At 39.4% G+C, this 18,599-nt stretch carries 25 protein-coding genes and 1 pseudogene; 8 read left to right on the plus strand and 18 right to left on the minus strand.

Annotation, left to right across the window (positions count from 1 at the left end):
* Positions 1-26 precede the first annotated feature (26 nt).
* From D8844_RS08330 to rgg, 12 genes are all read right to left on the minus strand, one after another.
* Positions 27-968: a YitT family protein gene (locus D8844_RS08330; protein WP_000806299.1), complete on the minus strand. Its 942-nt coding sequence runs from the start codon at positions 966-968 to the stop codon at positions 27-29.
* Positions 946-2,709, minus strand: coding sequence for an aspartate--tRNA ligase (gene aspS, locus D8844_RS08335; protein ID WP_125423330.1), 1,764 nt, complete (start codon positions 2,707-2,709; stop codon positions 946-948). Before aspS ends, D8844_RS08330 begins: the two co-directional genes overlap by 23 nt.
* Positions 2,710-2,860: 151 nt before the next feature.
* The gene (locus D8844_RS08340) at positions 2,861-3,079 is read right to left on the minus strand and encodes a hypothetical protein (RefSeq protein ID WP_125423333.1); all 219 of its coding nucleotides are present in this window, start codon (positions 3,077-3,079) and stop codon (positions 2,861-2,863) included.
* 17 nt (positions 3,080-3,096) lie between these two features.
* The gene (locus D8844_RS08345; protein WP_125423336.1) at positions 3,097-3,738 is read right to left on the minus strand and encodes a CPBP family intramembrane glutamic endopeptidase; all 642 of its coding nucleotides are present in this window, start codon (positions 3,736-3,738) and stop codon (positions 3,097-3,099) included.
* 9 nt (positions 3,739-3,747) lie between these two features.
* The gene (locus D8844_RS08350; protein WP_125423339.1) at positions 3,748-4,449 is read right to left on the minus strand and encodes a DUF3169 family protein; all 702 of its coding nucleotides are present in this window, start codon (positions 4,447-4,449) and stop codon (positions 3,748-3,750) included.
* A 14-nt stretch (positions 4,450-4,463) separates the two neighbouring features.
* Positions 4,464-4,814 carry a PspC domain-containing protein gene (locus tag D8844_RS08355; RefSeq protein ID WP_125423342.1) on the minus strand — a complete coding sequence of 117 codons (351 nt, stop codon included), beginning with the start codon at positions 4,812-4,814 and terminating at the stop codon, positions 4,464-4,466.
* Positions 4,815-4,816: 2 nt separating this feature from the next.
* A complete protein-coding gene (locus D8844_RS08360) occupies positions 4,817-5,014 on the minus strand; it encodes a hypothetical protein (protein ID WP_033583605.1) in 198 nt (65 codons plus the stop codon).
* Entirely contained in the window at positions 5,001-5,189 is a 189-nt protein-coding gene (locus D8844_RS08365; RefSeq protein ID WP_001046120.1) for a hypothetical protein, read from the minus strand. The genes D8844_RS08360 and D8844_RS08365 overlap by 14 nt, the downstream gene beginning before the upstream one ends.
* On the minus strand, positions 5,189-5,392 hold the full coding sequence (locus D8844_RS08370; protein WP_000916947.1) for a helix-turn-helix transcriptional regulator: 204 nt from the start codon (positions 5,390-5,392) through the stop codon (positions 5,189-5,191). Before D8844_RS08370 ends, D8844_RS08365 begins: the two co-directional genes overlap by 1 nt.
* Positions 5,393-5,535: 143 nt before the next feature.
* Positions 5,536-6,816 carry a histidine--tRNA ligase gene (gene hisS / locus D8844_RS08380; protein ID WP_125423347.1) on the minus strand — a complete coding sequence of 427 codons (1,281 nt, stop codon included), beginning with the start codon at positions 6,814-6,816 and terminating at the stop codon, positions 5,536-5,538.
* Between the two features lie 77 nt (positions 6,817-6,893).
* Positions 6,894-8,141 (minus strand): MFS transporter, encoded by a 1,248-nt coding sequence (locus D8844_RS08385; RefSeq protein WP_125423350.1) that lies wholly within the window; start codon positions 8,139-8,141, stop codon positions 6,894-6,896.
* Between the two features lie 197 nt (positions 8,142-8,338).
* Complete coding sequence (rgg, locus tag D8844_RS08390; RefSeq protein ID WP_000434957.1) at positions 8,339-9,190, minus strand: quorum-sensing system transcriptional regulator Rgg; 852 nt, start codon at positions 9,188-9,190, stop codon at positions 8,339-8,341.
* Between the two features lie 123 nt (positions 9,191-9,313).
* Here rgg and D8844_RS08400 point away from each other — a divergent pair, with 123 nt between their 5' ends.
* Positions 9,314-9,655, plus strand: coding sequence for a metal-sulfur cluster assembly factor (locus D8844_RS08400; RefSeq protein ID WP_001204052.1), 342 nt, complete (start codon positions 9,314-9,316; stop codon positions 9,653-9,655).
* Positions 9,656-9,820: 165 nt separating this feature from the next.
* Here the strand turns inward: D8844_RS08400 and ilvD are convergent, their stop codons facing one another.
* Positions 9,821-11,524: a dihydroxy-acid dehydratase gene (ilvD, locus tag D8844_RS08405; RefSeq protein ID WP_000137343.1), complete on the minus strand. Its 1,704-nt coding sequence runs from the start codon at positions 11,522-11,524 to the stop codon at positions 9,821-9,823.
* Positions 11,525-11,708: 184 nt separating this feature from the next.
* Between ilvD and D8844_RS08410 the strand changes: the two genes are divergently transcribed.
* The 4 genes from D8844_RS08410 (at position 11,709) to rpmG (ending at position 13,414) form a co-directional block, all read left to right on the plus strand.
* Entirely contained in the window at positions 11,709-12,716 is a 1,008-nt protein-coding gene (locus D8844_RS08410; protein ID WP_125423356.1) for an SPFH domain-containing protein, read from the plus strand.
* 2 nt (positions 12,717-12,718) lie between these two features.
* The gene (locus D8844_RS08415) at positions 12,719-12,919 is read left to right on the plus strand and encodes a type II toxin-antitoxin system antitoxin (protein WP_000796544.1); all 201 of its coding nucleotides are present in this window, start codon (positions 12,719-12,721) and stop codon (positions 12,917-12,919) included.
* Positions 12,920-13,066: 147 nt separating this feature from the next.
* Positions 13,067-13,249, plus strand: a complete 183-nt coding sequence (rpmF, locus tag D8844_RS08420; protein WP_000290417.1) for a 50S ribosomal protein L32 — start codon at positions 13,067-13,069, stop codon at positions 13,247-13,249.
* Positions 13,250-13,264: 15 nt separating this feature from the next.
* Complete coding sequence (gene rpmG / locus D8844_RS08425) at positions 13,265-13,414, plus strand: 50S ribosomal protein L33 (protein WP_001265622.1); 150 nt, start codon at positions 13,265-13,267, stop codon at positions 13,412-13,414.
* Between the two features lie 78 nt (positions 13,415-13,492).
* Here the strand turns inward: rpmG and D8844_RS10545 are convergent, their stop codons facing one another.
* Complete coding sequence (locus D8844_RS10545) at positions 13,493-13,678, minus strand: FanG protein (protein ID WP_125423359.1); 186 nt, start codon at positions 13,676-13,678, stop codon at positions 13,493-13,495.
* Positions 13,679-13,706: 28 nt separating this feature from the next.
* Here D8844_RS10545 and D8844_RS08435 point away from each other — a divergent pair, with 28 nt between their 5' ends.
* The 3 genes and pseudogenes from D8844_RS08435 (at position 13,707) to D8844_RS08445 (ending at position 15,394) form a co-directional block, all read left to right on the plus strand.
* A complete protein-coding gene (locus tag D8844_RS08435; protein ID WP_312023108.1) occupies positions 13,707-14,321 on the plus strand; it encodes a CadD family cadmium resistance transporter in 615 nt (204 codons plus the stop codon).
* 11 nt (positions 14,322-14,332) lie between these two features.
* Positions 14,333-14,671: a Cd(II)/Zn(II)-sensing metalloregulatory transcriptional regulator CadX gene (cadX, locus tag D8844_RS08440; RefSeq protein ID WP_000711078.1), complete on the plus strand. Its 339-nt coding sequence runs from the start codon at positions 14,333-14,335 to the stop codon at positions 14,669-14,671.
* 204 nt (positions 14,672-14,875) lie between these two features.
* Positions 14,876-15,394: pseudogene (locus D8844_RS08445) on the plus strand (HXXEE domain-containing protein).
* 345 nt (positions 15,395-15,739) lie between these two features.
* Here D8844_RS08445 and D8844_RS08450 read toward each other — a convergent pair.
* From D8844_RS08450 to D8844_RS10410, 4 genes are all read right to left on the minus strand, one after another.
* Positions 15,740-16,222 carry a hypothetical protein gene (locus D8844_RS08450; RefSeq protein WP_125423365.1) on the minus strand — a complete coding sequence of 161 codons (483 nt, stop codon included), beginning with the start codon at positions 16,220-16,222 and terminating at the stop codon, positions 15,740-15,742.
* A gap of 147 nt (positions 16,223-16,369) precedes the next feature.
* Entirely contained in the window at positions 16,370-17,947 is a 1,578-nt protein-coding gene (locus D8844_RS08455) for an AAA family ATPase (RefSeq protein ID WP_125423368.1), read from the minus strand.
* Positions 17,948-18,412 (minus strand): hypothetical protein, encoded by a 465-nt coding sequence (locus D8844_RS08460; protein ID WP_001039967.1) that lies wholly within the window; start codon positions 18,410-18,412, stop codon positions 17,948-17,950. It abuts the gene before it with no gap.
* Positions 18,412-18,588: a hypothetical protein gene (locus D8844_RS10410; RefSeq protein ID WP_000343799.1), complete on the minus strand. Its 177-nt coding sequence runs from the start codon at positions 18,586-18,588 to the stop codon at positions 18,412-18,414. The genes D8844_RS08460 and D8844_RS10410 overlap by 1 nt, the downstream gene beginning before the upstream one ends.
* Between the last annotated feature and the right edge of the window lie 11 nt (positions 18,589-18,599).

Consider the following 18,599-nt stretch of genomic DNA (forward strand, 5'->3'; position numbering starts at 1 on the left):
CCCCAAGGCTGGTCTTTTGAGTATTATTAATTGTCTGTTTCTACGAATCGTCCGAGGATGTGGACATTCTCGGATACAGAGACAAAGGCTGTCGGATCGACCTGTTTCATGATGTGTTTAAAATCATTAAACTCTGCTCGTGTGATAACCGTAATCAGGACTGCTTTTCTCTCATGATTATAGGTTCCTTCTGCATCGTGGATCATGGTTGCTCCACGGTGCAATTTTTTATGGATTTTTGCGATTACCTTGTCAGGATTATTGGTCACAATCATGGCCTGCATGCGTTTTTGCTTGGTAAAGACCGCGTCTGTGACACGACTGGAGACAAAGATAGTAATCATGGAGTAGAGGGCGTATTTCCAACCAAAGGTCAATCCTGCTATCAGCATAATCGTCCCATTCACTAAGAAAGAAATACTACCGACATTCTTACCCGTTTTCTTTCGAATGGTCAGACTAACGATATCTGTACCTCCACTAGAAATATTGTTACGGAGCGCAAAACCAATCCCCAAGCCCATGACAACACCCCCAAAAAGAGCATTGATAATGGGATCCTCTGTCAAGGTCACAACTGGTACAAGCTGGATAAAGAGGGAACTCATGGATACTGTGATAAAGGTAAAGATTGTAAACTTATGCCCAATCTGATACCAAGCCAAAATCATCAACGGAAAATTGATAGCATAAAAGGTTAGCGATATCGGAATATAAAAACCAAACCAGTGATTACTCAAGGCAGAGATAATTTGTGCCAGACCTGTCGCGCCACTTGAGTAAACGTGTCCTGGTTGAAAAAAGAAATTGACTGCTACTGCTGACAGAAAGCCATAAACCAGAGAAGCCGATACCTTCTCATCATATTTTTCCCGAGAGATACTTTGTAAAACTCGTAAGATTTTTATCTGATAAGCAAAGCGGCGCAGATAATAGCGCCACCGCTTAATTCGTTTTGCTTGTTTCATCTTCTTCTACTTGTAAGCTGAGTTCCTCTAGTTGTTTGAGAGCGACTGTTGATGGAGCTTGAGTCATTGGGTCTGTTGCCTTATTGTTCTTAGGAAAGGCAATGACTTCACGAATATTTTCTTCTCCTGCTAAGAGCATCACAAAACGGTCAAGACCGATAGCCAAGCCACCGTGGGGTGGGAAACCATAGTCCATGGCTTCAAGAAGGAAGCCAAACTGGTCATTTGCTTCTTCAGCTGAGAAACCAAGAGCCTTAAACATGCGTTCTTGAAGGTCTTTTTGGTTGATACGAAGACTACCACCACCAAGCTCATAACCATTCAAAACGATATCGTAGGCAATGGCTCGAACCTTAGCCAAATCACCTTCTAATTCGTGAGCTGTTTCTTCCTGTGGAAGAGTAAATGGATGGTGGGCGCTCATGTAGCGACCTTCTTCTTCAGACCATTCAAACATTGGCCAATCAACCACCCAAAGGAAGTTGAATTTATCGTTATCAATCAAGTCAAGCTCTTTGGCAATACGTCCACGAAGGGCACCAAGGGTTGCATTGGCCACTTCAAGCGTATCCGCCACAAAGAGAACCAAATCCTTATCTTCAAGACCAAGTGCTGTAGTCAATTCTGCTTGGATCCCAGTCAAGAATTTGGCAACTGGTCCGTTCAATTCTCCATCAACTACCTTGACCCAAGCAAGACCTTTGGCACCGTACTGTTTGGCTACTTCTGTCATCTTGTCAATGTCTTTACGTGAATAGTTGTCTGCAGCCCCTTTAACGACGATTGCTTTTACTGCCGGAGCTTCTGAAAAGACTTTGAAGTCTACTCCCTTGACAACCTCTGTCAAGTCCTGAAGCAACATCTCAAAACGCGTATCAGGCTTGTCAGAACCATACAGAGCCATGGCATCATCATACTTCATACGAGGGAATGGAAGTTTCACTTCGATGCCTTTTGTTTCTTTCATCACGCGCGCAATCAAGCCTTCTGTAATATCTTGGATTTCTTGCTCCGTAAGGAAGGAAGTTTCCAAGTCGACCTGGGTAAACTCAGGCTGGCGGTCACCACGCAAGTCCTCATCACGAAAACATTTAACGATTTGATAGTAACGGTCAAAACCAGCATTCATCAAGAGTTGCTTAGTGATTTGTGGGCTCTGAGGAAGAGCGTAGAAATGCCCTTTATTGACACGAGATGGCACCAAATAGTCACGCGCCCCTTCTGGCGTTGATTTAGAAAGGAATGGCGTCTCCACATCGATAAACTCCAACTCATCCAAGTAGTTACGGATAGAGTGGGTCACCTTGGCACGAAGCTTAAGGTTTTCTAGCATTTCTGGACGACGAAGGTCAAGGTAACGGTAACGCAAACGTGTATCGTCATTGGCCTCAATGCCATCCTTAATCTCAAATGGTGTTGTTTTAGCTGTATTCAGCACAGTAAGAGCTGTCACGTTCAACTCAACCGCACCAGTCGGCAATTTATCATTAGCTTGCTCACGCGCAGCGACTTGTCCAATCACCTCGATGACAAATTCGCTACGAAGGCTTTCAGCTGTTGCCATGACCTCTGCAGATACTTTTTCAGGGTTAATAACCAACTGCATAATTCCTTCACGGTCACGAAGGTCTATAAAGATTAAACCACCCAAGTCACGACGACGGCCAACCCATCCTTTCAAAGTAATTTCTTGTCCGATATGTTCCTCACGAACACGACCAGCATACATACTACGTTTCATGTTTTCTCTCCTCTTTTATTCTGTTACTATTTTACCATAAAAGCGCAGGCACTTCATGAAAATCAGCAGAAAAGTTTGATTGCCTTTAGAAATCAAAACGAACAGACAAAAAATCCGATGAAAACGTCATCGGATTCTCTGATTATGATTCTTAACCTTTTTTACGCTTTTCAGCAATCTCAGCTGCCTTTTTAGGTAGAACAATCTCCGTCGCATAAGCCGAAGCAAAACGCAAGACACCTGCAATAGGCGCAAAGACAACCGCTAGATAGTTGTAAAAGAAGTCGCCTTTAAAGGCAAAGGCAAGTGCCCCGATGATAAAGAAGAGAACGACCGCCTGTATCACTGCTAATAAAATTACTCGTTTCATGTGACCTCCTGACTCTATTATAGCATGAGTATCATCAAAAAGCCGATTAAATTATTCAAAGCGTGGAGAGAAATGCTGTAAAGAAGACCTTTTCGGCTTACATAAGCCAATCCCAAGCTAAAGCCAAGTGAAGCATAAACTAGGAATTGTTGTGGAGTGCCAGGGAAATGAACAAGAGCAAAAATGATACTACTTACAAGAAGAAAGAGAACTGTTTGCTTGATGTTATCCTGTTGAGGGAAGACATAGCGAGCTAGCATACCTCTAAAGGTTAATTCTTCTGTAAGTGGCGCAAAGACCACCACCATAAAGAAAGAGAAGAGAGGTTGATTATGAGTCAATTCTTCTACCAACTGTTGATTGACTGACGGATCATTTGGCAAAAAACTTTGTGCAACAATGACAAGGGCCCATACCAAGGCAGGTAACCAGATGTATTTGTTGAGGGCTGTTTTTTCAATCGTAACGGTTCCTGTCTTATACCACTTGTAGGTAACGAAGGTAAAAATTCCTGCCAATAAGACATATACCGGGACAAAAACGTAGTCAGGTGCTCCCAACTTCATCGCTGCCACACCTACACCCTGAATAAAACTATAAATCATAATAAATGATAAGAAAGTAAGACTATACCAACCAATATTTTTAAGTGTTTTCATAAGATTCTCCTATTTGAAATAACGTTTTGTTTTTCGCAACTGTGCAACATTCGTGTACAAATGGATGACAACTGCTACGAGTAGAGCAACCAACTGTACTTGTCCTAATACCATAGATAGAACTACTAAAACAATATAGATACCTGGTATGATGAGCTGATTGACCTTGAACAAGATCAAGTAAGCTTCTTCCATCTCAGCCTGTTTTTCTCCCTCATCATAAGTATCCAGGTATTCCAAAACTTCCTTGGGTGTGGCCATAACAGAAAGTTTATAGTTACGAATCTTGCTAGTAATTTTTAGGCAGTAAACACCCGACCAAATACTTACAACTATCAAAAGTAAGGATGTTGCTGATATGCCAAATCTTCCTAAGTCTAAAAGCATACAGAATAGCATACTAATTTGGGAAACATTCCAAGCTACCGTACCATAATCCAAGAAGCGATACGTAGCAAGGTAGTCTTGCTCATTTCCTTCATCCTCTTCCTCTCTTTGATAATTCTGATAAGCCTGATGACTTTTTCTAGTGAAATAAAATGTTAGGATTGCCGTAATCAGCCCTAGACCAAAAAAGATTGAGAACAAGACAGGGATTACTTGCTCTTGACTAATACCTAAAGGTTTAACTCCAAGAGCTCCGGCAAGTATTCCTAATAAAGCTCCGGCAAGAAAAAGTTTCAGTGCAAAAATTATGTGATTCTTTTCCATATTTTAACCTCTTTCTAAAACAAGCCAGACAACCACTGACCAAAGGCTTTACCTGATTCGAAAATAGCGGTCAAGCCTTCTGTTCCAAGTGACACCAAAATCAAACAAACAGCAAGTAAGAGAATAGCTTGGTTTCTAGCTTTTTTTGCTCCATCTCCCAAGGGTTCATTGCCAAGCCAACCTGCTAGATAGGCATAGAGAGTTACTGTTATAATCCCAATCTCTGTCGAAGAGAGAAACAGCAAGACTGTCACCAAACGAACGATATTAGCTTGAATGTTAAAATAATTTCCTAAACCTGCACAAACACCCGCAAGTTCTTTGTGCTCAGTATCGACTTGAAAACCTGCTAAAAATTTTTTCATATTCATTCTCCTTTTTCACTTGCTAGATTTTTGGATTTCTTTTCAATCCAGTCAACTACTGGGATGAGAGCAAAGTAGGTCCAAACAAATTGGTCGCTTTGATATGGATTAAACCAGCCTAGGTCCATCCCAATCAGTAGAAATACGCTGACTAATAGAGCTATGGCAACTACATAATAGATTACTTTATACTTGTTCATCATTTTTCTCCTTTTTCTTCAACCGATTGAAAATGGACAAGAGGACTAAATTAATCCAAAACAAATACTTACTTTCAACAAAATAGAACCAACCCAGTAATGTTCCAATCATAGCAAAAGCATTCACAATAAAGGCAAAAACACTCATATAATAAATCACTTTATACTTGTTCATCACTCGTCCTCCTCTATCCGAAATACCGACTCGACTGGTTCATTGAATATCTGCGAAATCTTCAGGGCGATCACAATGGACGGGGTGTATTCGTCCCGTTCTAGTAGGCTAATGGTCTGTCTGGAAACTCCTGCTAACTTGGCCAGTTCGGTTTGATTGAGACCATCGCGAGCCCGAAGCTCTTTTAAACGATTTTTTAGCATTCCTTTCTCCTTTACTCTTAACTTGTTTACATTGTAATACATCTTTTTCTTTTTGACAAGTATATTTGTCAAAAAGTTTATGAATTTTGTCATTTTGCAAAAGAAAACGGTCAGGAGTAAGGTCCTGACCAGTTTTTCTACTATTAAAAGCCTAATTTTTCAAAGATTTCTGAGAAATTTTGATTGATAGCATCAAGTGACACTTGAACTTCTTCTCGAGTTTGGTTGTTTTTGACCGTCACTTGTCCGCTTTCAACTTCACTCTCGCCTAGAGTAATGAGAGTCTTAGCCGCAAAGACATCGGCGGACTTGAACTGAGCTTTGAGTTTTCGGTTAAGGTAATCACGATCTGCTTTGAATCCTTGTTGGCGAAGGGCTTGTACCAATTCCAAGGCCTTGACATTTGCTCCTTCACCCAAGACTGCGATATAAATATCTAGAGCGTTTTCGATAGGGAGAGTCACACCTTGCTTTTCAAGGATGAGAAGCAGGCGCTCTACACCAAGTCCAAAACCAAAGCCTGCAGTTTCAGGACCACCAAAGTAGGCAACCAAACCATCGTAACGACCACCCGCACAGACGGTCAAATCATTGCCCTCAATCTCAGTGATAAACTCGAAAATGGTGTGGTTGTAGTAGTCCAAACCACGTACCATATTGGTATCGATGATATAGTCTACACCCAGATTTTCCAACATCTGACGCACAGCATCAAAATGAGCTTGGCTTTCTGCATCAAGGAAGTCCAAGATAGACGGCGCATTTTCTACTGCCACCTTGTCTTCTTTTTCCTTAGAGTCCAGGACACGGAGAGGATTTTCCTCCAAACGACGTTGGCTATCCTTCGACAAGGTCTCCTTGAGCGGTGTCAAATAGTCGATCAAGGCCTGACGATAAGCCGCACGGCTCTCAGGATTTCCAAGAGTATTAAGATGTAATTTGACACCTTGGATGCCAATTTCTTTCAAGAAATGAGCTGCCATAGCGATGGTTTCCACATCGGTAGCTGGATTGCTAGAGCCAAAACACTCAACACCAATCTGGTGGAACTGGCGTAAACGCCCTGCCTGTGGACGCTCATAACGGAACATAGGGCCCATATAGTAGAACTTACTTGGCTTTTGCACTTCTGGGGCAAAGAGTTTATTTTCCACATAGGAACGGACAACGGGCGCAGTTCCTTCTGGACGGAGGGTGATATGACGATCACCCTTGTCATAGAAATCGTACATTTCCTTGGTTACGATATCCGTTGTGTCTCCGACAGAGCGGCTGATGACCTCGTAATGCTCAAAAATAGGCGTGCGCACCTCTGCATAGTTATAGCGCTTGAAAATTTCACGGGCAAAGCCCTCAACGTACTGCCATTTAGCAGACTCAGTAGGTAAAATATCCTGCGTTCCTTTTGGTTTTTGTAATTTCATAGGGAATCCTCTTTAAACTTAATAGTCTTATTTTACCATAAATAAAGGGATTAAAACAGTATGAATAAAATTAGGATTCAAATATCATTTTTGAGATTAATAACTGTCAAAAGAATAGCTAGCAAGGAAAGACCAACAAATAGCATCCAAGTCAACTGTATATTCCATACAGCTATAAGTGAAAAACAAGCTGTTCCCACAGGTATGGATAAGGTAAACAATAAACCTAAAAAATTACTGGTACGAGCTAGAACATCTGGAGCTAGATTTTTCATGAGCATAGCACTAATCTTTGGTTGAACTTTACCAGACACATACAGAGTTGAAAAGAGAAATAGTAAACCAAGTACGACTTGATTGAATACATTAGCTAGACCAATTAGACTGAGTCCTACGGTCGCCCACATCATCAATCTAGGCAGGGACTGCTTCCCAAAATAATCATTGCCCGTAAGGCTACTGATGATGATTGCTACTAAAACACAGAATTGATTGATAAATAGTGCCTCTGTGTAAGAAAAATTCAAGAGAGAATGGCTCAAAAAGAAGATGTTATAGATGCTTCCTAAAGCCCCACCCAAGGCATTAATAAGCAAGACAGCAAAGATCATGAAACCAAAGTTTTTCTGTCCACCTTTAAGAAAAACGAGACGTAAATTTCGGTAAATTGTTAAGAACTGGTCTTTGATAGAAAACTTCTCATTTTTTAAGATTTCACCATCAGCAGATGAAATTGACAGGTTCAATTTGCTTCTTCCTAAAAAGAGAATAGCGGCTGATACTAGGAAAAAACAGGCATTGATTCCAGCAACGAGGGAAAAATTGTTGACCGATAGACCTAAGAGCCAAACTCCAAAAGCTTGACCACCAATAGCTGAAATATAGGTGATAAACTGGGAAAAAGAATAAGCCTCCATCAGATCATTTTCAGCCACTTTTTCCTTAACGAGAGGCATTCGCAAACCACCAGCAAAATCACTGATCACATCACTGATGACATTGATCAAACACAGGCTAGAAAAGGCAAAGAGACTAGCTTGCTGAACAACTAGGGCTGCCAGAAAAAATAAAACCGCCTGAAACAAACCGCTATAGACCATCCATTTGACCTTGTCCCTTGTGTAATCTGCCCGAATCCCTACAAAAACTGTAAAGAGAGTCGGAAGAATCATAACAATATTCGCCATAGCAACAGCAAAAGAGGCTTGTGGCAAGGTCGATGCATAAACGATAAATACCAGGTTAAAAATCGAAGCACCAAAGGCATTGAAGAAGCGCGACAAAGTCAAGAGTCGATAAGCTTGATTTCTAAACAATAGTTTCATAGGTAATCTCCCTTCTTGTTATAATCCCTATATGAAGTATGACTATAGTATAGCACTTAGAAATTGAAAGGGAAAACTTTTGAATATATGCAACACACAAAATGAGCAAAGAAACGATAGAACTTTTGTAACGACCTGAGAGTAGTCAAAAGTTCTATCGCTTAAATTTTCAAATTATTTTCTTAGTTTGCAGATATTCAACAATCGGGTGTATTTCTATAGTATTCGGCAGATTTGTTACAGCCAAGCATCTCAAAAATACGGACAGCATCTTCCATCTTTTTTTGTCCTTCCTTAACTCTGCCTTGCTTGCTATCAAGGAGACCTTCCGCCCACAAATAGACAATTCGGAAATAGGTCTCGTTTTCCTTGTAGAAATGGTCTTCGATAACACGTTTAAAATAAGAGGCATTGGTAAATTCTTCACACTCAATGCTGGCTAAAAAACCATTCAGTAGCATGGTGTGAAAAAGGTTCCGATTTCCCTTCATTTCCATTAGAAAATCGGATTTGCGGACCATTTCTCGTACATATCTAGTAAAAAGAGAAACAGACAAGAACGGAGAACTGACTGAGAACAAATTGAGTTCATAGATTCCCCAAATCTCAGTAGAAAACAAGTAGTCATGAAGGACTTTCCCTTCCTCTGCCGTTAACTCAACCGTTTCATCCATACTCTTCATATAAGACTTGATAATGATGGCATTTAGAATATGTTTCTGTTTGTTTTGAGAATGGGCATGCTTTTGATACTCCTTGCGATATAAGTCCTCAAGAGGTGCTATATTCTTTAAATCCAAAACATCTGTGATTTCTTTTCTCAACTCCGAATCTGTATCATACTGAAAACCTCTCGCCAGAAAGAGGATTTCCTCTACACTAGCAGATATATTTTCTAGGGCAAATAGAAACTTTTCCACCGAAAGCTCACTCTGACCTGTTTCAAATCGGGACAACATAGACGGAGAAAATTGTCCCCCAGTTGCTTGTCTCAGCGAGATATTTCTTGACTCTCGTAATTGTCTAAAGACTTTTCCAATCTGCTCCATAGACTTCTCCTTAATTCGGTGTTTTATTTATGTTATCATATTTTTCAGAAAATTCATCAAAAACTTGCCAAATTGTCAGAATTATGAGAAAATAGAGGATATTTATCACGTGGAGGGACTGTAATGAGAGACGATATCAAAATCAATGACCGCGCTTTGGCCTTGCAAGACCAAATTATCGAAAAACTAGAGAAGGTTTTTGATACAGATGTGGAATTGGATGTTTACAATCTGGGCTTGATTTATGAAATCAATCTGGATGAAACAGGTCTCTGTAAGATTGTCATGACCTTTACCGACACTGCCTGCGATTGCGCCGAAAGCCTGCCTATCGAAATCGTGGCAGGTCTAAAACAAATCGAAGGTATCGAGGACGTCAAGGTTGAAGTTACCTGGTCGCCTGCCTGGAAGATCACACGAATCAGTCGCTACGGCCGTATTGCCCTTGGACTGCCACCTCGTTAATGAGGCAAATCACTTTTGAAGATAAAAAGAAGCAAGCCGAGGATGGCTTGCTTTTTGATACTCAATGAAAATCAAAGAGCAAACTAGGAAACTAGCCGCAGGCTGTACTTGAGTACGGCAAGGCGACGTTGACGTGGTTTGAAGAGATTTTCGAAGAGTATGAGTTTACTTTTTACCTGACTTGTCCATATTCCAGAAGTCTGTCACGGCTCCACGAGAAGCGGATGATACGATATGGGCGTATTTACCGAGTACACCACGGCTGTAAAGTGGTGGCAAGGTTGTTTCTGCCTTGCGTTTTTCAAGTTCTTCTTCAGATACGGCCATGGAAATTTCTTTGGTATCTTGGTCAACTGTAACGATATCCCCTGTACGAAGGTAAGCAATCGGTCCACCATCCTGAGCTTCAGGAGCGATATGTCCGACAACCAGACCATATGTACCGCCAGAGAAACGACCATCCGTCAAGAGGGCAACCTTGTCTCCTTGACCTTTACCAACGATCATGGATGAAAGGGACAGCATCTCAGGCATACCAGGACCACCCTTAGGTCCAACGAAACGAACAACGACAACATCACCATCAACGATTTCATCTGTCAGAACGGCCTGAATCGCATCTTCTTCTGAGTCAAAGACCTTAGCCGGTCCAACGTGACGACGCACTTTAACACCTGATACTTTAGCAACCGCGCCATCAGGGGCAAGGTTCCCATTCAAGATGATAAGCGGACCGTCTGCACGTTTTGGATTTTCAAGTGGCATAATGACTTTTTGGCCTGGTGTAAGGTCTGCAAAGTCAGCCAAGTTTTCAGCGACTGTCTTACCAGTACATGTGATACGGTCGCCATGAAGAAAACCATTTGCCAAGAGATATTTCATAACCGCAGGGACACCACCGACTTCGTAAAGGTCTTGGAAGACATACTGACCAGATGGTTTCAAGTCGGCCAAGTGAGGCACACGTTCTTGGATTGTATTGAAGTCCTCAAGTGACAAATCAACATTAGCCGCATGGGCAATGGCAAGCAAGTGAAGAGTGGCATTTGTAGAACCACCGAGAGCCATCGTTACAGTGATGGCATCTTCAAAGGCTTCACGAGTCAAGATATCAGATGGTTTGAGACCAAGCTCCAGCATCTTAACAACAGCACGTCCTGCTGCTTCGATATCTTCTTTCTTGTCGGCTGATTCAGCTGGGTGAGATGAAGAGCCTGGCAAACTCATACCGAGAACTTCGATAGCAGTCGCCATGGTATTAGCTGTATACATACCACCACAGCCACCAGGGCCAGGGCAGGCATTACATTCAAGACGTTTCACGTCCTCAGCTGTCATATCACCGTGGTTCCATTTTCCGATTCCCTCAAAAACAGAAACCAAGTCAATATCTTTGCCATCAAGATTTCCGGGTGCAATGGTTCCACCATAGGCGAAAATAGCTGGAATATCCATATTGGCAATGGCAATCATAGAACCAGGCATGTTCTTGTCACAGCCACCGATAGCGACAAAGGCATCCACGTTGTGACCACCCATCGCAGCCTCAATAGAGTCCGCAATGATATCACGAGATGTCAAAGAGAAACGCATACCAGGCGTTCCCATGGCAATCCCGTCCGCTACGGTAATGGTTCCAAACTGTACAGGCCAAGCACCTGCAGATTTGACACCTTCTTTAGCTAATTTCCCAAAATCATGCAAGTGAATGTTACATGGCGTATTTTCCGCCCAAGTCGAAATCACTCCCACAATCGGTGTTTCAAAGTCCTTATCTGTCATACCAGTCGCACGAAGCATAGCACGGTTTGGTGATTTAACCATGCTGTCATAAATGCTACTGCGGTGACGTTTATCTAATTCAGTCATCTTATCCCTCCCGTTTCAGTTTTTACTATTATAGCACATTTTAAAGGCAATGAACAGAAGAAAATTCTTGAATTTTCAGAAAATTCTATACAGCAATATTTTCTTTAAAAATGTTACATTTATTTCTTGACTTTATAAATTAAAGTGATATCATTTAGATATCATAAAGCAGGAGGTCGTTCTTATGACTGAAAAACTCATCAATTCAAAACCAAATGGTGTATTCGCATTGATTCTCATTGAGTTGACACTCGTACTTGGTATCTTTATATTTATAATGGGTGCTGGTTCGGAAAACGTTTTTGGAATTATTATCGGTCTTTTATTAATCTTAATTGCAGGCCTAGCTCATGCTGGTTTAAAAGTTGTCAAACCTCAGGAAGCTCTGGTTTTGACCCTCTTTGGTAATTATACAGGTACCATCAAAGAACCTGGTTTTTACTTTGTCAATCCTTTTAGCATAGCAGTCAACCCTGCAAACCACACTCGACTTGGTCAAAGTGGTGATGTTAGCACAAAATCTCCTTTTTCAGGAATGAAATCATCAAATGGCAATGATGTAAACCTTGAAATTGGCAAGAAACAGATTTCTCTCAAAGTTATGACTTTGAGCAATTCCCGTCAAAAGATTAACGATTGCTTAGGTAACCCTGTTGAAATTGGAATTGCGGTAACTTGGAGAGTTGTCGATACCGCTAAGGCAGTCTTCAACGTTGACAACTACAAGGAATATCTCTCTTTGCAGTGTGATAGCGCCCTTCGTAATATTGTCCGCATCTATCCTTACGATGTGTCTCCTAATGTAGATACTACAGGGGATGGACAAGCAGATGAAGGAAGTCTCCGTGGCTCTAGCGAAATTGTAGCTAACCGTATTCGTGAAGAAATCCAAAGTCGCGTAGAAGATGCTGGCTTGGAAATCCTTGAGGCACGTATTACTTACCTAGCTTACGCTCCAGAAATTGCAGCTGTTATGCTTCAACGTCAACAAGCATCTGCCATTATTGATGCCCGTAAGATGATTGTAGACGGCGCTGTAGGAATGGTTGAAATGGCACTAGAACGTCTCAATGAAGGAGAGTTGGTAGAACTTGACGAAGAACGAAAAGCTGCCATGGTTTCAAATCTCTTAGTCGTTCTCTGTGGCAATCATGATGCACAACCAATTGTCAACGCAGGAAGTCTTTACTAAAGATGGCTGAAGCTAAAAAAAAGCAGATCCCCCTTCGACTCTCAACAAAGTTATACGCTGCACTCGCATCATGGGCAGAAGACGACTTTCGTTCAGTCAATGGGCAAATCGAATATCTCCTCACAGAGTGTGTCAAACAACGGAAGAAAGACGGAAAATACGTATCGGAAACTATTGACGAACCATTTGAGATTGATATTTAACACCTTCTCCTGTCTGCTGGGGCGGACGGGAGAATTTTTTCATCTTTTTTTGTCAAGTAACTTTACTTTACAAAAAAGTTTTGATATACTATTAAAGTTGATGAAAATCAAACCTAACTGAATTATATCTTAAAAGGAGAAATCAAAATGGCAGTACCTGCACGTCGCACTTCAAAAGCGAAGAAAAACAAACGTCGTACACACTACAAAGTAACAGCTCCATCTGTAAACTTTGACGAAACTACTGGAGATTACTCACGTTCTCACCGCGTATCACTTAAAGGATACTACAAAGGACGTAAGATCGCTAAAGCTGCATCAGCTGAATAATAGAAGGGAGATACCATGCGCGTAAATATCACACTTGAACACAAAGAATCTGGTGAACGCTTGTACCTTACTTCTAAAAACAAACGTAACACTCCAGACCGTCTTCAATTGAAGAAATACTCACCAAAACTTCGCAAACACGTTGTGTTTACAGAGGTGAAGTAAGGGTTTCAGTATACGTCAATAGACGTCAAAATATTGATTTAAAGTGATTTTTGATTTTTTGAAACTCATTATATCGCACTACAAATCAATAAAAACTCTACCTTTTACTCTACCTTTTTTAGATAAATATATCATCTGGATATTGAAGTTAAGCCCTGCTATCATTTCGATGGCAGGGCTTTTTAATATTTGGTACACTAACGCCTTATCTATATTTTGGTGGATTTTAAGTTGACATCTACAAAGTTTAATGTTAGAATACATTCAAAAATATATTTGAATGAGGTGTTTTATGATTCAAAATGTTGTTACTTCAATAATCCTGTATTCTGGGACAGCCGTAGACTTACTTATTATCCTAATGTTATTTTTTGCCAAAAGAAAAAGCAGAAAAGACATCATTAACATCTATTTAGGACAATTTCTAGGCTCTGTTAGTCTAATATTGCTAAGTTTACTTTTTGCATTTGTCTTAAATTATATTCCTAGTAAAGAGATTTTAGGTTTGCTCGGTTTGATTCCAATTTTCCTAGGACTCAAAGTTTTGCTTTTAGGAGATTCTGATGGAGAAGCTATTGCAAAAGATAGTTTGCGCAAAGATGATAAAAACCTGATTTTTCTAGTCGCTATGATTACTTTTGCAAGTTGTGGTGCTGACAATATTGGTGTTTTTGTCCCATATTTTATTACCTTAAATTTAGCGAATTTGATAGTGGCTTTACTTACCTTTCTAGTCATGATTTATCTCTTGGTTTTTTCTGCCCAAAAATTGGCACAAGTCCCTTCTGTTGGAGAAACTTTGGAAAAATATAGCAGATGGTTTATTGCCGTTGTTTATTTAGGATTGGGGATATATATCCTGATTGAAAATAACAGTTTTGACATACTATGGACTATATTAGGCTAGGAGAAAATATTATGAAAAAAGATAGTATCTGTCAAGTGGATGTTATAAATCAACAAAATGTTACAACCGCAACGAACTACCTTGAAAAGGAAAAAGTCCAAAAATCACTTCGCATTTTATCAAAATTTACCGATAATAAACAGATAAATATCATCTTTTATCTCCTTGCCGTCGAAGAACTCTGTGTCTGCGATATAGCCTGTTTATTAAATCTCAGTATGGCATCTGCCTCCCACCATCTTCGTAAACTAGCCAATCAAAACATCTTGGACACTAGAAGAGAGGGGAAAATTATATATTATTTTATAAAAGATGAGGAAATCAGAGATTTTTTTAATCAACTAGGATAACAACTATTTTTACTACTCTACCATTCACTCTACCTTTTATTATGTAGCATTCTAAAAACATTGATGTACCAACGTTTCTAACAGCTAAAATAGAAATTATTTAATCTTTTTATAGAAGTTAAATAAGCATACCTAACTCAAAACGCCTTACTGGGCGTTTTTTGCTTTATTGGTTAGTAATCTATAGCTTTTCAGGAGAGATTTATGGCATTTTATCTTTGGATGTTCCCTCTACTCTTTATCTTTCACGATATGGAAGAAATTATCGGTCTTGTCCCTTAGATTCATTTCAACGAAACCTTGCTGGCTCAAAAGGCTCCAACTATTCTCAAGATTCACAAAGGAATTACAACAGAGGGATTTGCCCTTGCTGTTTTTGAGGAGTTTATCATTGTCTTATCCATCACTTTATTAGCGTATTTTAGTCAATCTAGAGTTCTCGAATTAGTTTGGTTGGTGGGATTTGTGGCCTTTTCACTCCATCTCTTGCTCCATATTGGACAATCAATTCTTCTCCGTAAGTATATCCCTGCTCTGATTACTTCTATCCTTTGTTTTCCTATCAGTGCTTATTTGATTACAGACATCGTGCATTTGTGGCAAGTTTCGACTAGCGAATTTTACCTATTTTCACTAGTTGGCTCAGGCATCGGCATCATCAATCTCTTCTTTGCTCTCTGGCTTGGGAAAAAGTATTCCACCTGGCTTGCCCATTACCATTAACAAAAGAATTTGAGACAAAATGGTTCTCAAATTCTTAGTTATAAAAGAGAATAGGCGGAACCGCCGAATGTCGCCCCCACTAGCTAAGTAGCGCGTTGGTAATAGATATTTTGTGTCCTACTATATAGCTATACTTTCATGCCACTAATTCTTGTTATTATATAGAGAAAAACAAATTAATTATTCCAAGCGATTCCTGATAATTTTACTATATTACAAAGATAATACAGTAGTCGTTTTAACATCGAGATGAATTTTTCCTGTTACCTAATAGTATCCTTTTAGGTTAATTACCAATTATTTATGAAATTCTCTGTATGCCATATGTTACTGTTCTATACATAATTAGTCTTTTATAACTGATACGGAACCATTTGAGCTAATTGCTCGACAACAGTCTGTATAAACTTCGATAAAATCATATCCTCCATGTAAAGCAATGCTTTTGGCTTTATCGAGTCCACCAGGTAATATCTCTCCTCGTTTATAATGCTCAATGATTTCTCCAACTAAGTCTAGGGTGTGCGCTTCGTAAGGTGCTCCTAAATAACATTTTGCTACAAAACCTAGGAGAATCCCATTAATATCCACATCTGGGAATTCCGACTTGATTGTATTAATAATTTCATTTACTTCCTTTTTATTATGAACATGTCCTCCTACATCTAGTTGATGAATAGCATCCATATATTCTTTAGACCGTGATTTTCTTAGAAGCCTATCTAAACTCAATTTATCTATCTGTGGTTGTTTTAAGTTAGAAGTCATGATATGGCTTGCTTGTGTTTGTTTTTGGGATTGGTATGGATTTAACATTGGTCTAGGCATCTATTTTTCTCCTAATCGTGTTATAAGTTATATTTTGCAATTTAAGATTCCTTTTAATGGTACTCTCAGAATAGATCTTCATTTAAGGAATTATAAAAATGGACACGAAACTGAGATTACAGTTACCGTGTCCAAATAATGAACTTATTAAACAAGTACTTTTCTTGTTTTAAGTCCACTTTGTTTATGAACAAGTCCCTCTCCACCGATTGGTTTTCCAGATGCAGGAACAGCTCTTTCTTTCCCCCAATCTCTAATAGCCTCAATTTTTTCTGGGCTAGTTTGAGAGAGTGGGACTACATTATTGAAAGCATTCATGATATTCTCTTCGTTGAGAATAAAATTGTTATTAGCGATAGCTCGGTAAGCTAAATCTCTAACTGTCGATTCTAAGTCCGCACCAGTGAAACCATCACTTATTTGAATGATATTATCAGCAAACTCTCCTTCAAATTCTAGACTTAAGTATTTTTTAAAATACAAAGCAAGTATTTCTTTACGCTCATCTGCAGTAGGTAAATCAACAAAGAATAACTCATCAAACCTTCCTCGACGAAGAAGTTCTGATGGAAGCATAGACACATCATTAGCTGTTGCAACTACAAAAACTTGTTTTTTGCATTCTTGCATCCAGAATAAGAATTGACCAACCATACGAGTAGATACACCGCCATCATTAGCGCCTCCAGTAGCTCCTGATAGTCCTTTTTCTATTTCATCAATCCATAAAATACATGGGGATACATTCTCAGCGGTAGTTAGAGCATCTTTGAGTTGCTGTTCAGACTGACCTACATAACTTCCTTGAACCGTTGCAAAATCTAAACGATATAATGGAAGTTTCCAGTTAGCGGAAATTGATTTAGCAGATAAAGATTTTCCGCATCCAGGGACACCTACTAGGAGTATTCCTCTAGGTGGTTGCAATCCTTTCTCACGTAACATATCTTTCTTTTCGGGAGTTAGTAGTTCTTTCTTTTCATTAAGCCACTTCCTTAATCCTTCAAGTCCTCCGACATCCTTTACAGAATCATCTACAACGATTTTTTCTAGACCAGAGATATCAGAGAATAGGCGATCTTTTGCAAATCTTATCTCATCTAAATCAGATTTTCTTATGCACTTATTTGCAATCAAAGCAGCGATAACGTTCTCCGCCTCAATTCTAGTTACCCCATTGAGAGCTGCTGCAGCTTCTCGAATATCGGAGTTGTCCCATTCAATCTGGATATCGTTTCTATAGTCGTCAATGTATTCTTGAATTATTGAGTACATTTCTTCTTCGTTAGGTAAATCTATTTTTACTGTCATACCTTGCCGTTGAAGTTGATTCCAAATAGGGGTATTGGTAAAAACTATTACAACGCCTCCAGTTTCATTGGCTAGATTGACCAGTGCTAAGACTTGTTTAGAATCGCTATTTTCATTACTAAGATCCGGAACTTCTGTCAGTACAATAGTTTGGTATTGTTTCTTTTGCATTTGGTCCGTCATGTAATCTATTGCACCATAAACAGATTTATCATCGTTAACATTCTTACCAGAACTAAGATCATACACACCTTTGGTGAGAGTATGTACGTTGAACGGAAGTTGTAATTCTTCAGATATTTCCTTTAACATATCTAATGTTCTACTTGGCTCAATGGTATTGATAGCAATAAAAGGAATTCTTGCAAGTGAATATCTCGTAAGAAGTTCTTTGCTTTTTACTATATTGCTCATTTACTGTTCACCTTTATTTAAAAAAGAATTAATTTTATGATTTCTAATAATACTTGACATTTTCCCGCTTCGATCCTGTTTTGCAGATTCTTCTAAAGATTTTTGCATACTATTAGCTTGTTCTATAACGAGATTTAAGTAGTGTTGTCGCTCTTTATCCGGAATTACAGGAAGATTGATTGCTTCAGCTAAGAACGTCATTTCTTTTCTCAAAGAAAGAATTGCTTGAATAATAGCTCCCTCGTATCCTTGGGATTTTAGTAAATCATTTTGAAACTTATCTGAAGCTACATTCATACGGTAATTAACAGCGTCAATTAACTTTGTTGAGAAACGTTCTGCCACACCGTATTGCCATTCGATAGTTCCAGATTTCATCATTTTTAAAACTGTTTCATCATCATCTTTGTTTTTAAAAATAGCTAAGACATTTACCCATTCTGCATATGTTTGTGGTTTATTCATTATTTTTGCCGTTTCCTTCTGACTAGCAATTGTGGGGGCACAATATCCCATGAAGGGAGTCCCTCAGCAAACACGCTCATAGGTTCTTCAGTGATATCTTCTTCAGTATTAATGCTCTTAAATGGAGTGGTGTTATTAGATGATAGCTTACTATCGCCTTTATATTTTTCATCCATGTCAATTACCT

The sequence above is a fragment of the Streptococcus oralis genome (assembly GCF_003942875.1).
Taxonomy (GTDB): domain Bacteria; phylum Bacillota; class Bacilli; order Lactobacillales; family Streptococcaceae; genus Streptococcus; species Streptococcus oralis_BX.